Here is a 13,845-nt window from a genome sequence, read left to right as displayed (position 1 = left end):
ATCCCAGAAAAAAAGAAGTCAATTTAGGCTATTCTGGTGTTTTATGTCAGCCAGTGATAGGGCGAGCGGGGCAGGCAATCGGTGCAAGGCATTATTCTAAGACATTGCCAAGGGCCCCTCATCAAAGGAGTAAAACAATGACCCAGATGGTCAAGGCGATACGGATTGAACGTAATGGCGGCCCTGAAGTATTGCAGTGGGCTTCGGTAGCCTTGCCTGCCCCGCAGGAAAAGGAAGTCACCATACGCCAAAAGGCGGTGGGTTTGAACTTTATCGATATTTATTTCCGTAATGGTCTCTATAGCAGCCCGTTGCCACATGGCTTGGGTTTTGAGGCCTCCGGCATTGTTGAGGCGGTCGGGGAGGGGGTGAGGCACCTGAAAGTGGGCGATCGTGTTGCTTACGGTCAAAGCCCCTTGGGAGCGTATGCCGAGGCACGTAACGTGCCTGCCGATCGAGTCGTGCGTATTCCTGATGGAATCACGTTTGAGCAGGCTGCAGCCATGATGCTGAAAGGTCTGACCTGCTGGTATTTGCTGCGCCAGACCTATCGCGTGCACGAAGGCCAGACGATTCTGTTTCATGCGGCGGCCGGTGGCGTCGGTTTGTACGCCTGCCAGTGGGCGCGTGCCTTGGGCGTGAAGTTGATTGGTACGGTTTCCAGTCCCGAGAAAGCCGCTTTGGCGAAAGAAAATGGCGCTTGGGAAGTGATTGATTATTCCCACGAAGACGTGGTGCAGCGCGTGCTGGAATTGACCAATGGCCAGAAAGTACCTGTTGTGTATGACGGCGTGGGCAAGGATACCTGGGAGCGCTCGCTGGACTGCTTGCAGCCACGCGGCTTGATGGTCAGTTTTGGCAATGCCTCCGGCCCGGTGACAGGCGTGAATCTGGCGACGCTGGCATCCAAGGGCTCCCTGTATGTGACTCGCCCTGTGCTGGGTGCTTATGTGCCGACACAGGAAACCATGCAGGCTGCTGCCGATGAGATGTTCGAGCTGGTACTGCAAGGCAAGATCAAGCCATTGATTGGTCAGCGCTTCCCGCTGGATCAGGTGGCTCAGGCTCATGAAGCCCTGGCGGGACGCCGCACGACCGGTTCCACGGTCTTGACCCTGGATTGACGCGGGCCAGGATTGTAGTGCGTGGTCGCGTTAAGACAAGCCGTCCGGGTTTTCAGGTGCACAGCCTCGTTTTGTATCGGCTTTATTCTGCTTGCCGCGAGGGCACAAGGCAGCTTGACCGCCCTGTCTTGCTGTAAACCCGACAGCCTTGTCGTATAAGAAGCGCTAAAAAAAAATGGCCTCCGCTAAGGAGGCCATTGTCATCTGGCAGCGAGGTGGCTGCCGATACTCATCGGTCTGGAATCAGCCTTGCTCGTGATACTGACGCACGCGCTCGACTTCGTTGCGTGAACCCAGAATCACACCAATACGCTGGTGCAGTTCGGTAGGCTGTACGTCCAGAATGCGCTGGGTGCCGTCAATCGACATGCCACCGGCCTGCTCGACCAGGAAGCTCATGGGATTGGCTTCGTACATCAAACGCAGCTTGCCTTTGCGACCGGAGGCGCGCGCATCGCGTGGGTACATGAAGATGCCACCGCGGGTCAGGATACGATGGACGTCTGCCACCATGGAGGCAATCCAGCGCATATTGTAGTTCTTGCCCAGCGGGCCTTCGGGACCCGCCAGGCAGTCGTCGATATAGCGTTTTACCGGGGCTTCCCAGTGACGCATATTGGACATGTTGATGGCAAATTCCGAGGTGTCCTCAGGGATGGTGATGCGCTCGGTGGTCAGCACCCAGGAGCCCATTTCCTTGTCCAGCGTGAAGGCGGCCACGCCATCACCTACCGTCAGCACCAGCATGGTTTGTGGGCCGTAAATAGCATAACCGGCGGCCACCTGACGCACGCCGGGTTGCAGGAAGTCCTGCTCTTCGATCACGCGGTCACGTGCTTCGGGCGGTACGCTCAGCACCGAGAAAATGGTGCCAATGGAGACGTTCACGTCGATGTTGGACGAGCCATCCAGCGGATCGAACAAGAGCAGGTTTTCGCCCTTGGGGTAGTAGTCGGGAATGCGGTGCAGGGTGTCCATTTCCTCGGAGGCCATGGCCGCCAGGTTGCCGCCCCATTCATTGGCTTCCAGCAGGATTTCATTGGACAGTACATCCAGTTTCTTCTGCACTTCGCCCTGGACGTTCTCGGAGTCCAGAGAGCCCAGAACGCCGCCCAGCGCTCCTTTGCTGACGGCATGACCGATGGCCTTGCAGGCGCGAGCGACGGTCTCGAGCAGCAGGCGCACATCGGCGGTGACCGTTTTTTTCTGGCGTTGTTGCTCTACCAGATACTGAGTAAGGTTTTTCTTCAAGACAGACTCCGAGGTCAAAGAGTTAATGCTTTATTTACGATTTCAGCCACATTGCCCGACAGGCCGGGCTCAGCCTGAATGCGCTCCAGCGCTGCTTTGAGCGGGTCGCGGGCTTGGGGTTCAAAGCGGGCCCAGTTATCAAAGACCCGAGCCAGACGGGCAGAGATTTCCGGGTTGAGCTTATCCAGAGCAATCACTTGTTCAGCCCAGAAGGCATAGCCTTCCGGGGTATGTATGGCCTGCATATTATTCATGCAGAACTGAAAAATCAGCGAGCGTGCGCGGTTGGGATTGCGCATCGAGAAAGCTGGATGCAACATCAGAGCCCGTACCTGGGCGACCTGAGTGCTTGGGGCGGTAGCTTGCAGGCTGAACCAGCGATCCAACACCAGAGGATTGTCCTGCCAGCGCTGGAAAAAGTCGTCCAGGCCGTCCTGGCGATCTTCTGGGTCGCCATAGTTCACCAGGGCGCTGAGCGCGCCCAGACGATCAGTCATGTTGGTCGCCTGATCGTACTGGTTGCGCGCCAGTTGCGGGCCAGTGCTCACTCCCGCGACCAGTAAATAATTCAAGGCAAGATTGCGCAAGGAGCGCTGACCGGCTTGCAGCGCGTCGGGGCTGTAGGGAGCTTGCTCCAGGCTCAGGAACTGATAGAGCTCTTGCCAGTAGGGCGTCAGGGCCAGTCCCAGTTCGCGTTGTAGTTGACGGCGGGCCTGAACGATTGCGCGCGGGGTCATGGGCTGGGTCTGTTCCAGCAGTTCGCGCTCGCTGGGCAGGGACAGAATGCGGGCCTTGTAGGCCGGGCTCAGCGCAGGATCTTGCACCAGAGCGTGCCAGGTCTGCACCACGGTGGCCTGTTGTGCCGCCGAAGGAGTGCGTCCGGATGCTGAGGACAGAATCAGGCGGGTTGCCAGCAACTGAGCTGCTTCCCAGCGGGCAAAGGGGTCGGTGTCGTGACAGGCCAGCAAGGCCAGTTCGGCGTCCGGACGGTAATAGTCCACCTTGACTGGAGCCGAGAAGTTGCGCAGCAAGGACAGGACCGGTGCTTCAGGGATGTGCGTAAAGGTCCAGCTTTGCTCGGCCTCGGTAAAGTCCAGGACCAGCGTTTCGCCCTTTTGCCCATCCAGGTGCAGGCTGAGCGGCTGGCCGTGCTGATCGAGCATTCCCAGGGCAAAAGGGATGTGCAAGGGCGGTTTGACCGCGGCCTTGTCCTCGATCCCGGCGGGGGCATTGCTTTGGCGCAGAGTCAGGGTGGCAGTCTGTTTGGCTGCGTCATGAGTCAGGCTGACCTGCACGCGGGGTGTGCCTGCCTGCTGATACCAGCGGCGGAACTGATCCAGGCTTTGGCCTGGCTTGACCTGACGATAGACGCTGTCCATGCAGTCCACGAACTCATCGCAGGTGACGGCCTGCCCATCATGGCGTTTGAAGTACTCCCGAATGCCCGCCTGGAAATTGTCCTCGCCCAGCAGCGTGTGCTGCATACGAATGACTTCAGCGCCTTTCTCGTAAATCGTGGCCGTGTAGAAGTTGCTGATTTCCTGATAGCTCTCGGGTCGGATGGGGTGGGCCATCGGGCCGGCATCCTCGGGGAACTGAGCAGCACGCAGCACACTGACATCATCAATCCGTTTGACAGCGCGGGCGCTGGCCGCTTGGGCGCCGTCCAGGCCTTGAGCCAGCATGTCGGCGGAAAATTCCTGGTCACGGAAAACCGTCAGGCCTTCTTTCAAGGAGAGCTGGAACCAGTCGCGGCAGGTAACGCGGTTGCCGGTCCAGTTGTGAAAATACTCGTGACCAATGACGGCCTCCACGGCGTGGAAGGATGCATCAGTTGTACTTTCGGCATCGGCCAGCACATAGGCGGAATTAAAGATGTTCAGGCCTTTGTTTTCCATGGCGCCCATATTGAAGTCGCGGGCGGCCACGATCATGAAACGGTCCAGATCCAGCGCCAGGCCAAAGCGTTGCTCATCCCATCGTACTGAGTGCTCCAGGCATTGCATGGCCCACTCTGTTTTATCGCCGTCTCCACGATCGCAATAAACCTGCAACAGGGCAGGCTGGCCATTGGCTTTTTTGATTTCGCGCTCGCGTACATCAAAGTCGCCGGCGACCAGGGCAAATAAATAAGAGGGCTTGGGAAAGGGGTCTTCCCATACTGCCTGCTTACGGCCATCGTCCAAGGTGGTGCTTTCAAGCAAATTGCCATTGGAGAGCAAATAGGGGTAGAGCGTGGCATCGCCGCGCAGTACCACTTCATAACGGGACATCACATCAGGGCGATCGGGAAAGAAGGTGATGCGTCGAAAGCCCTGGGCTTCACATTGGGTAAACAGGCTGTTGCCCGATACATACAGGCCCATCAGCATGGTGTTTTCTTGCGGGCGACAACGGCTGACCAGGACCAGATCAAACTCTGCTGCTGGGGGCGACAGGGTCAGGCCCTGATCATTGAGCAGGTAATCCTGAGGGGACACCAAGTTGCCGTCAAGACTGACTTCCAGCAGTTCAATGTCCTCGCCATCCAGTACCAGAGGTTGAATCTGGCCGTCCCGGCTGCGGGCTCGAAAAGCCAGCCGAACCAGGGTTTGCTCGGCCGCCAAGTCAAACTCCAGCCGAACCTGATCTATCTGATAGGGGTAGGGCTGGTAATCGTGGCGGGAGATCGTGGGTAAGGTGTCTGTGCGCATGTAATCCTGGTCCGACAATCGAAAAAGATGGTCTATTGTAATGTTGTTTGAACGCCCACACTGGAGGGGGGAAACAGGCAGTAAACTAAATGCTCGTCGGCGCCCTGGCGCTGTGCTCAAATGGCTTGAACGTGTAAGTGAAAACAAGCAGGGGTGAAATGATGAGCTTACTTTCTGAAGTATTTTCCTGGCGCGCCCTGCGTCTGCTGAGTCTGGCGTTTGCCGCCTTGACCACGGCGTGCGCTGCGCCTAGTTGGTCTGCCAAATTGACACGCTATCAACAGTGGCCCGCGAACGCCAGTGGAGAGACCTATTACATTCAGCCTATACCAGGCGATAGCAATAATCTGGAGTACCAGTCTTTTGCCGATTCGGTACGCGCCTCGATTGGCGTGACCGGGCTGGTGGAGGCCCCGAACCTGAAGTCAGCGCGCTTTGTGGTGAAAATGGATTATGGCAATCCTCAGGAACAAAGCTGGGTGCCGCAATTTGCCGATAGTTTTTATGGCCCGACCGGGTGGGGAATGGGACGTGGCTATTATGCGCCAAATGATGGTTGGGCAGGCGGGTTCTTTTATTCGCCGAATGTCGTGAACGTTCCGGTTACCGTGTATAAGAATTATCTAAATGTAATTATTACAGATAATCGAAACTCGGGCACAGAAGTGTATCGTGCTACGGCCGTGTCTTATAGCCATTCCGACAACCTGGCCCAGCAGATGCCATTTTTGTCCCAGGCCATATTTGATCGCTTCCCTGGTAATAATGGACAGGTGATTGATATCCGCTATCCACTGCCTCGGGATTGAGTCGTCAGCAGTCTGGGATTAAGTCAAAAATTTATAACAATAAAAAAGGGACCGTTTGGAAAACGGTCCCTTTTTTTTGTTTGGTTCCAGAGCTTATTTGATAAGGAACTCTTCACGGCTGCGGCCATTGGCTTCTGCGTCAATGATCCAGCGTGGGGGGCGACCACGGCCCGTCCAGGTGTCCTGGGTGCCGGGGTGACGGTATTTGGGAGGCAGGCTGGTTTTGGGGCCGGTGGACGCACCAGCACCACGACGAGCAGAGTTTTCCAGAGCTTCAGCGACTTCCTCAATCGTGATCTCGTTATCTTGCATGGATTTGACGATGGATGCGATGACAGGACGACGCTGTTTGACTCGAAGGGATTTCATCTGCTTTTGAAGACGCAGAATCTCTTTTTCTATCTTCTGCTTTGCGGAGCTGTAAGTTTCGACTGACATATAGGATTCCTGTTTCATGTTTGTAGTTATCTGATAAACCCTGCCTGCACGAGCTCATGTTTATCATGCGAAAACAGTGTACTTTGATTTCCTTGAAAATATAAGTGGTTTGAAAAAAATAAACGTTAATTCAAAAAAACTGTTTAGTCTCTGTAATTGTTTATAGTCATTAGTCAATTCTATGGGGCGTGATTATTTAAACTAATCAGGGGTTATCATGATTTTGAATGGGTTTATACAAAAACCATATAGCTGAATTTTTAATTAAGAAAAATATAAAATAATTTTAATTAGGTATCAGAAAATGTCGTAATTGGAGTTTTTTGTCGCGATTAGGGGAGCTGCCTGATTCAGCGTCGGAAAGCCCGAAAATAGCCGGTTCAGTACGTGGGCATCGCATACGGTGGCACATTCTGTTTTAATGCTCAGATGGACGGAAACCGAATGGATGTCAGTGCGTCTGTCGGTACCCATTTTCGTCCCTTGCAGCCGTGGGCTTGCCAGGGATCTGTCAGTAGGAATAAACGATGAAGCTAGTTGATCCGGCAATCAATGCCCTGGAATGCGCCCGTGGTCTGTTGCTCGAGCCTTGGGGCTTGCATGAAAGCCACCTGTCCGGTGCGCTGGGTGAAATCTTCACCCATCAGGCTGACTATGCCGATTTATATTTTCAGTACACCCGCAGCGAGGGCTGGAGCCTGGACGAGGGCATTGTGAAAAGCGGCAGTTTCTCGATTGAGCAGGGCGTGGGTGTGCGCGCGCTGAGCGGCGAGAAAACCGCGTTTGCCTATTCGGACTCCTTAAGTCCTGAGGCCTTGCTGTCTTCGGCGCGCGTGGTGCGTTCCATTGCCCGTCAGGGGGGCTCGGGAAAAAGCGGGATTTTGGTGCCGGCCGATTCGCAGCGTGCGACGCTTTATACCGGAACGGACCCCATTGCCAGCTTGCCTGCGCCAGAAAAAGTGGCTTTGTTGGGGCGTCTGGACGCCTTGGCTCGGGCAGCCGATTCGCGTGTGGTGCAAGTTATGGCCAGCCTGGGGGCGGAATATGATGTGGTGCTGGTTGCGGGCAGCGATGGTCGTCTGGCCGCCGATGTCCGTCCCCTGGTGCATTTGTCCCTGTCGGTGATTGTCGAACAAAATGGCCGTCGTGAGCGTGGTTCGGCAGCGGGTGGCGGCCGGGTGGATCTGTCGTACTTTTCCGACGACATGCTGCGTGCCTATGTGGACAAGGCCGTGCGCTCGGCCATGACCAATCTGGAGGCCAAGCCTGCGCCTGCCGGTCAGATGACGGTGGTTCTAGGCCCAGGCTGGCCTGGTGTCATGCTGCACGAAGCCGTGGGCCACGGTCTGGAAGGCGACTTCAACCGTCGCGGCAGCAGCCTGTTCTCGGGCCGTATTGGCCAGCGTGTGGCGTCCAAAGGGGTAACCGTCATTGACGACGGCACCCTGGAAAACCGTCGTGGCTCCTTGAATATGGATGATGAAGGCAATGCCACGCAACGTACGGTTCTGATCGAGGACGGTATTTTGAAAGGGTATTTGCAAGATACCCATAATGCGCGCTTGATGGGTGCGGCCATTACCGGCAATGGCCGCCGTGAATCCTATGCCAGCTTGCCTTTGCCGCGCATGACCAACACGTTTATGTTGGGTGGCGATAAAGATCCTCAGGAGATCATCGCTTCGGTCAAGAAAGGCTTATATGCTGTGGACTTTGGTGGTGGGCAGGTTGATATTACGAGCGGTAAGTTTGTTTTTTCCGCTTCGGAGGCCTGGGTCATTGAAAACGGCAAATTGATGTATCCCGTCAAAGGCGCCACCTTGATCGGCAGTGGCCCGGATGCCATGAATCAAATCAGCATGATCGGCAATGATATGCAGCTCGATCCTGGGGTAGGGACCTGCGGTAAAGAAGGTCAAAGTGTCCCTGTTGGGGTAGGGATTCCTACCGTGCGAATGGAAAATCTGACCGTGGGTGGTACCGCCTGATTTAATTTGCCAGCTAATTAAATGGTTATTCGTACCGCTTCTGCTTGAATTAAGCAGGAGCGGTTTTTTGTTTTTATATTGCGCCGCAACAAATCGCTTTTACTTTGTTATTGTTGCCCCGGGGGCCCCGCTGCGTCGGCAGAGATGCAGCGCGACTTTTCAGCAGGTTGCGCGTTCTTGAGCACTTTGGGCTGGCGAAGCCGGATGGCCAGCCAGCATAGCAAGGCGCCCGAGCACACCATGGCTGAGCCTTGCCAGAAGCTTGTCGCCAATGGCGTGCGCAGTAGCAGGCTGGACAAGGCCGCCGAAAATACCGGGATAAAGTAGGAGGCACCGGCGAGCAGGGTGATATTGCCGTGCAAAATGCCGACATTCCAGGCTGCATAGCCAAAACCCATCGCGCTGGCAGCCAACAGCAAATACACCAGAGCCGGTGTCGACACTGTCAGGCTAGGAGCTCCCTGAAACAGATGGTTCATCCACAAGGTGGCCGCGGTCAGCATGAAAAATAAGGTGATGCCATTTTTACCCTGCGCGATGCGTGCGGTCATGGTGCTGTAGCCAGCCCAGATCAGGGCCCCGCTCAGTGCCAGGCCATAGCTCAAGGGGTTGTCCTGCACGTTGAGCCAGACGCTGTTCGGATTCAAGCCTTGCTCACCACCGAGAATCCAGCTGATGCCCAACATGGACAAAAACAGGCCCGGGACGATCAGCCAATTGGCTTTCTGTTGCTTGAATAAAATGGCCGCCACGATGGTGAAGGTCGGCCAGAGATAATTGACCATGCCCACCTCAATGGCTTGCCGGCTGTTATGCGCATAAGCAATCGATAGGGCCAGGCAGAGCTCATAGCAGACAAAGAGGATGCTGCCCCAGAACAGATAAAGGCGCGGAAATTCGCGCAGCCTCACCCATCCAGCTGATAAAAGCAAAAAGACGGAGGCCAAGGTATAAATCAGGGCCGCGCCGCCGGTAGGGCCCAGATAGTCGCTGACGCTGCGGATCAGGCCGACAATCGTGCTCCATAAGATGATGGCCATCAGCCCGATCAGGGTGGCTTTATCAGATTGTTTCATGCGGGTTTCAATGTCTGCCGAGCGTGCCCTGGGCGGCAGGCGGCTTTACTTGCTGGGGACACTTATGGGTTAATGGGCCGGCTTTGTATCCGGATCTGGCTGTCTGTAAGCAGAGCTTGAGCGCCAGGGATGGGTGCTGACAGCGATCCAGGCCGTGTGGGCGGACCGTTTGTAGCAGTGTACTGCAGGCGCGGTGCGCGCTCGTACCCCTTGTGAGGACGGGAGGACAAGGATAACAGGCCATTTTGTCTACCCCCCTGGAGAGGGCGACAAGTTGGAATACTTACATTTTCTTGAGTTTTGAGTCGAACCTTCTGTTTACGCTCCGTATGATTTTGAGTGTAAATCGGTTTGACTTGAATATTTTCTGCGGATATCATTTCAACACGAATTAATAGTGCTGAATTATTTTGTTTGGCTAATTAAATGACTACGGATCAACATTACGATTTACGAATTTTGCGGGCTTTGCGCCAGATCACGCGCTCGATTGCCCTGCATTCCCGGCAGCTGTCGGCGTACAGCAATATCACCGCGCCCCAGTTGATCTGCCTGCGCACCATTATTGAGAAGGGGCCCTTGACGGCGACGGCCATCAGTCGCGAAATGCACGTCAGCCCCAGCACCGTAGTGGGGATTCTGGATCGTCTGGAAGACAAGAAGCTGGTGTTGCGCGAGCGTGGTCGGGAAGACCGCCGCATTGTATTTGTCAGTGCCACACCGGAAGGCAAGACCTTGGCCCGTGATACACCATCCCCGTTGCAAAAGAAGTTGTCGGACGCCCTCAAAGAGCTGCCTGAGCTGGAGCAAGCCACCATGACGCTGTCCTTGGAGCGCATTGTTCGCCTGCTTGATGCGGATCCGGATGTCGTGCTGGAGGCCGATGAGACGGCTTCCCCTATTCTAGAGGTCCCGGAAGGGGATGTGCCCCCCGAATCCGGGTTGGTGGTGTGACGGCCCGACCGGATACGGGCAGCGCGACAGGCAGCGTGGGTGCTGCCGGGCCTGCCCCCGCTGTTCCGGCGCTGGTATTGCGTGCGCCCGTGCTGCGTGACGCGGCGGCCATCCATCAGCTGATTGCCGCCTGCCCACCGTTGGATCTGAATTCTGAATATCTCTATTTGCTGCTCAGCGAGCATTTTTCCCGGACCTGCGTTGTTGCGCAGCGGGGGGAACAAATAGACGGTTTCATCTCTGCCTACTTTCTCCCCGACCGTCCCGATGTGCTCTTTGTCTGGCAAGTGGCGGTGCATGAGCGCGCCCGTGGGCAGCGTCTGGGACAGGCCATGCTGGAACACTTAAGACAAGGTCTGAGTGACCGTGACTGGCGCTTTCTGGAAACGACAGTCAGCCCCGGCAACCTGGCCTCGCGTGGCTTGTTTGCAGCGATGGCGCGCCGTTGGGGAGCACCCCTGCAGGAACACGCATTTTTTGATACTGCTTTGTTTGCCGCGCAGGCACACGAGGCAGAACCTCTATTACGAATCGGCCCCTTGGACTCAGGATAAGGGGACTTTACGCAAAAGAACGGTAGAGCCGGTCTGGTTCGCTGATTGTTGTTTGTCGGCTCAAGACACGCCGTTCTATAACCAGGAGAGGAAATATGACTGACTTAAAAATATTCGACCGGATGGAGTCTGAAGTAAGGGGCTACGTCCGGTCCTTTCCGGTCATTTTCAACAAAGCCCGAGGCTCGGTTTTGGAGGACGAGTCAGGCAGGCAATACATCGATTTTTTCAGTGGAGCCGGTACGCTCAATTACGGGCATAACAATCCCCACTTGAAAGAAAAGCTGATTGAGTACCTGAACACCGACGGCTTGGTACATGGTTTGGATATGGCCACCAGCGCCAAGAAGTATTTTCTGGAAGCGGTGGACAAGATACTGCTCAAACCGCGCGGGTGGAATTATCGCCTGCAGTTTACGGGCCCGACGGGCACCAATGCCGTGGAGGCGGCGTTAAAACTGGCGCGACAGGTCAAGGGGCGCCAGAATGTGATTTCCTTTACGCACGGTTTCCACGGCGTCAGCACGGGTTCCCTGGCAGTGACGGCAAATTCCAAGTTCCGCAGTGCGGCAGGTGTGGCCCTGGGCAATACCTCGTTTATGCCGTATGACGGTTACCTGGGGCCGGACGTCAATACGATGGCCTATCTGGAGCGCTTGCTGGAAGACCCCAGCAGCGGCCTGGACCATCCTGCCGCGGTCATCGTGGAAACCGTGCAAGGTGAAGGAGGCGTGAACGTGGCCACACAGCGCTGGTTGCGCGAGTTGCAACGCCTGTGCCGCGAACATGACATGTTGCTGATTGTCGATGACATTCAGGTCGGTTGTGGTCGTACTGGTCGTTTCTTCAGCTTTGAACAGGCCGGCATCAGTCCTGACATCATTACACTGTCCAAATCGTTGTCCGGTTTTGGCTTGCCCATGTCCTTGGTCCTGTTGCGCCCTGAGCTGGATGTGTGGAAGCCCAGCGCCCATAACGGCACCTTCCGTGGCAATAACCTGGCATTTGTGACGGCCGCCCAGGCTCTGGAAAGTTACTGGGCCAATGAGGACTTCGAGACGGAAATCCAGGCCAAGGAGCGACAGGTGCGCGACTGGCTGGAAAATCTGGTGCACAGCTACCCGGATCGGGGCTTGAGTGTGCGGGGACGCGGACTGATTCAAGGTCTGGTCACGCCGCCCGGTGCGGGTCTGGCTAATGAAATTGCGGCCCAGGCCTTCAAGCAGGGTTTGGTCATTGAGACCTCGGGGGCCCACGACGAGGTGTTGAAGCTGCTGCCGGCGCTCACGATCAGCAACGAGGAGCTCAGCCAAGGTCTGGACATCATTGAGCGCAGTGTCGCCCAGTGCCTGTCCAAACGCGGCAGTCAGGCCAAGATTCTGAAGATTGGAGGAGCACGCTGATGCTGGTCAAAAACGTCAAAGATGTGATTGGAACCCGTGACGAGGTGCGCACGGACACCTGGGTCAGTCGCCGTGTCTTGCTCAAGAAAGACGGCATGGGCTTTTCTTTTCACGAAACCGTTATTTTTCCGGGCACTGAGACGCACATCCACTACCAGAATCATTTGGAGGCGGTGTGGTGCATTGAAGGCGACGGTGAAATTGAAACGGTAGCCGACGGCAAGAAGTACGAGTTGGGGCCAGGCGTGGTCTACGCCCTGGATCAGCACGATGAGCACTATCTGCGCGGTGGCAAGGAGCCATTGCGGGTGATATGCGTGTTCAATCCGCCCTTGACCGGTCAGGAAGTTCACGATGAGAAAGGGGTCTATCCCGCTATTGTGGAAGACTGACATCTTAAGGAGAGCATGATGACAGTGACCATGAGCGATCTGTACACATCCCGTACAGAACGAACGGCGGCCATCGTCAGCCGTCAGGAGCCGGTGGTGTATCCGGACCCGGTAGGTAGCCAGCCCTTGAATCGGGCCCAACTGCGCGAATATGAGGACAATGGCTTTTTGCTGTTGCCTGACTTGTTCAATGCGCAGGAAGTGCAGGCGCTGCTGAGTAATGTCCAGGCCATGAGTGCAGACCCCGCCATTTTGTCGCGTGAAGAAGCCGTGGTTGAAAAGGGCAGCCAGGCGGTGCGTTCGATCTTTCGGGTGCATGAGCTGAGCGACCTGATTGCCCGCCTGGTGCGGGACCCGCGGGTGCTGGATGTGGCCCGCCAGATTCTGGGCTCGGAAGTCTATGTGCATCAGTCCCGTGCCAACCTGAAGCCGGGCTTTACCGGCAAGGAGTTCTATTGGCATTCGGACTTCGAGACCTGGCATATTGAAGACGGGATGCCCCAAATGCGCGCCTTGAGTTGTTCGGTGCTGCTTACGGACAATAATGTGTGCAATGGGCCACTGATGCTGGTGCCGGGTTCACACCGTCAGTTCATTTCCTGCACTGGGCAGACGCCGGACAATCACTACAAGGAGTCCTTGCGCAAGCAGGAGTATGGCGTGCCTGACCCGATCAGCTTGCGTTTGCTGGTCGATCAGGGTGGAATCGAAGCCATTACGGCCAAAGCCGGTTCCGTGATCTTTTTTGACTGCAATACCTTGCATGGTTCAGCCAGCAATATTTCGCCTTGGCCACGAGCCAATGTGTTCACGGTCTACAATAGCGTGGAAAATTGTGTGGGTGAGCCCAAGCAGGGTCTGACCCCTCGGCCTGCACATGTAGCCACACGTGGACATTTCCCCGTCCTTAAGCCATTGGATGGGCCGCTGTTGGAGTCTTGAACAAGCGGAGGGTCTGTAGTTTTTGAGACCTTGGCTCGATAAAACGCTCCCTGGATTTATTTCCGGGGGGCGTTTTTTTGTATGGGCAGGTTTTCAGTGGCAGACTCAGGTTCTGACGCTCAGAAAAGCGCAGGTCAGACACTCGAGAGGGCGCCACGATACGGCAGGCCTGACGGGTGCGGGGCCGCCAGGCCCTTGGTTACCACGGTATTGGGATGGAC

General features: G+C 56.0%; 12 protein-coding genes. 8 read left to right on the top strand and 4 right to left on the bottom strand.

The features are described from left to right. Positions 1-137: 137 nt before the first annotated feature. Positions 138-1,124, top strand: a complete 987-nt coding sequence (locus VF694_RS02860; protein WP_165477518.1) for a quinone oxidoreductase family protein — start codon at positions 138-140, stop codon at positions 1,122-1,124. Between the two features lie 243 nt (positions 1,125-1,367). Here VF694_RS02860 and VF694_RS02855 read toward each other — a convergent pair whose 3' ends face one another. Further along, the gene (locus VF694_RS02855) at positions 1,368-2,393 is read right to left on the bottom strand and encodes a class 1 fructose-bisphosphatase (RefSeq protein WP_003802856.1); all 1,026 of its coding nucleotides are present in this window, start codon (positions 2,391-2,393) and stop codon (positions 1,368-1,370) included. After that, positions 2,390-5,068: an aminopeptidase N gene (pepN, locus tag VF694_RS02850; RefSeq protein ID WP_440163665.1), complete on the bottom strand. Its 2,679-nt coding sequence runs from the start codon at positions 5,066-5,068 to the stop codon at positions 2,390-2,392. The genes VF694_RS02855 and pepN overlap by 4 nt, the downstream gene beginning before the upstream one ends. 158 nt (positions 5,069-5,226) lie before the next feature. On the opposite strand from pepN, the gene VF694_RS02845 reads away from it, so the two are divergent. After that, positions 5,227-5,877: a DUF4136 domain-containing protein gene (locus VF694_RS02845; RefSeq protein WP_059317971.1), complete on the top strand. Its 651-nt coding sequence runs from the start codon at positions 5,227-5,229 to the stop codon at positions 5,875-5,877. 93 nt (positions 5,878-5,970) lie between these two features. Here VF694_RS02845 and VF694_RS02840 read toward each other — a convergent pair whose 3' ends face one another. Continuing rightward, complete coding sequence (locus VF694_RS02840; RefSeq protein WP_003802861.1) at positions 5,971-6,315, bottom strand: H-NS histone family protein; 345 nt, start codon at positions 6,313-6,315, stop codon at positions 5,971-5,973. 527 nt (positions 6,316-6,842) lie between these two features. Between VF694_RS02840 and tldD the strand changes: the two genes are divergently transcribed. Continuing rightward, positions 6,843-8,303 carry a metalloprotease TldD gene (gene tldD, locus VF694_RS02835; protein ID WP_059317970.1) on the top strand — a complete coding sequence of 487 codons (1,461 nt, stop codon included), beginning with the start codon at positions 6,843-6,845 and terminating at the stop codon, positions 8,301-8,303. Positions 8,304-8,410: 107 nt separating this feature from the next. Here tldD and yddG read toward each other — a convergent pair whose 3' ends face one another. Then, the gene (yddG, locus tag VF694_RS02830) at positions 8,411-9,379 is read right to left on the bottom strand and encodes an aromatic amino acid DMT transporter YddG (protein ID WP_240208530.1); all 969 of its coding nucleotides are present in this window, start codon (positions 9,377-9,379) and stop codon (positions 8,411-8,413) included. A gap of 426 nt (positions 9,380-9,805) precedes the next feature. Here yddG and VF694_RS02825 point away from each other — a divergent pair, with 426 nt between their 5' ends. The 5 genes from VF694_RS02825 to thpD all read left to right on the top strand — a co-directional run bounded on the left by VF694_RS02825 (position 9,806) and on the right by thpD (position 13,624). Beyond that, positions 9,806-10,333 (top strand): MarR family winged helix-turn-helix transcriptional regulator, encoded by a 528-nt coding sequence (locus tag VF694_RS02825; protein ID WP_003802867.1) that lies wholly within the window; start codon positions 9,806-9,808, stop codon positions 10,331-10,333. Continuing rightward, positions 10,330-10,887, top strand: a complete 558-nt coding sequence (gene ectA / locus VF694_RS02820) for a diaminobutyrate acetyltransferase (protein ID WP_003802869.1) — start codon at positions 10,330-10,332, stop codon at positions 10,885-10,887. The genes VF694_RS02825 and ectA overlap by 4 nt, the downstream gene beginning before the upstream one ends. Before the next feature lie 95 nt (positions 10,888-10,982). Next, entirely contained in the window at positions 10,983-12,290 is a 1,308-nt protein-coding gene (gene ectB, locus VF694_RS02815; RefSeq protein WP_003802871.1) for a diaminobutyrate--2-oxoglutarate transaminase, read from the top strand. Beyond that, entirely contained in the window at positions 12,290-12,682 is a 393-nt protein-coding gene (locus VF694_RS02810; protein WP_059317968.1) for an ectoine synthase, read from the top strand. Before ectB ends, VF694_RS02810 begins: the two co-directional genes overlap by 1 nt. A gap of 18 nt (positions 12,683-12,700) precedes the next feature. Beyond that, positions 12,701-13,624 (top strand): ectoine hydroxylase, encoded by a 924-nt coding sequence (gene thpD / locus VF694_RS02805; RefSeq protein ID WP_003802877.1) that lies wholly within the window; start codon positions 12,701-12,703, stop codon positions 13,622-13,624. Positions 13,625-13,845 lie beyond the last annotated feature (221 nt).

The sequence above is a fragment of the Alcaligenes sp. Lyrl_28 genome (assembly GCF_051948705.1).
GTDB lineage: Bacteria > Pseudomonadota > Gammaproteobacteria > Burkholderiales > Burkholderiaceae_B > Alcaligenes > Alcaligenes ammonioxydans.
The sequence above is the reverse complement of the archived record's forward strand: the minus strand, read 5'-3'. Positions and strand labels throughout refer to the sequence as shown.

Excerpts from the sequence above, each read along its gene's own strand:
- tldD (WP_059317970.1), top strand. The coding sequence starts at position 6,843 with ATGAAGCTAGTTGATCCGGCAATCAATGCCCTGGAATGCGCCCGTGGT.
- VF694_RS02825 (WP_003802867.1), top strand. The coding sequence starts at position 9,806 with ATGACTACGGATCAACATTACGATTTACGAATTTTGCGGGCTTTGCGC.
- ectB (WP_003802871.1), top strand. The coding sequence starts at position 10,983 with ATGACTGACTTAAAAATATTCGACCGGATGGAGTCTGAAGTAAGGGGC.
- thpD (WP_003802877.1), top strand. The coding sequence starts at position 12,701 with ATGACAGTGACCATGAGCGATCTGTACACATCCCGTACAGAACGAACG.
- VF694_RS02845 (WP_059317971.1), top strand. The coding sequence starts at position 5,227 with ATGATGAGCTTACTTTCTGAAGTATTTTCCTGGCGCGCCCTGCGTCTG.
- VF694_RS02810 (WP_059317968.1), top strand. The coding sequence starts at position 12,290 with ATGCTGGTCAAAAACGTCAAAGATGTGATTGGAACCCGTGACGAGGTG.
- VF694_RS02840 (WP_003802861.1), bottom strand. The coding sequence starts at position 6,315 with ATGTCAGTCGAAACTTACAGCTCCGCAAAGCAGAAGATAGAAAAAGAG.
- pepN (WP_440163665.1), bottom strand. The coding sequence starts at position 5,068 with ATGCGCACAGACACCTTACCCACGATCTCCCGCCACGATTACCAGCCC.
- VF694_RS02860 (WP_165477518.1), top strand. The coding sequence starts at position 138 with ATGACCCAGATGGTCAAGGCGATACGGATTGAACGTAATGGCGGCCCT.
- yddG (WP_240208530.1), bottom strand. The coding sequence starts at position 9,379 with ATGAAACAATCTGATAAAGCCACCCTGATCGGGCTGATGGCCATCATC.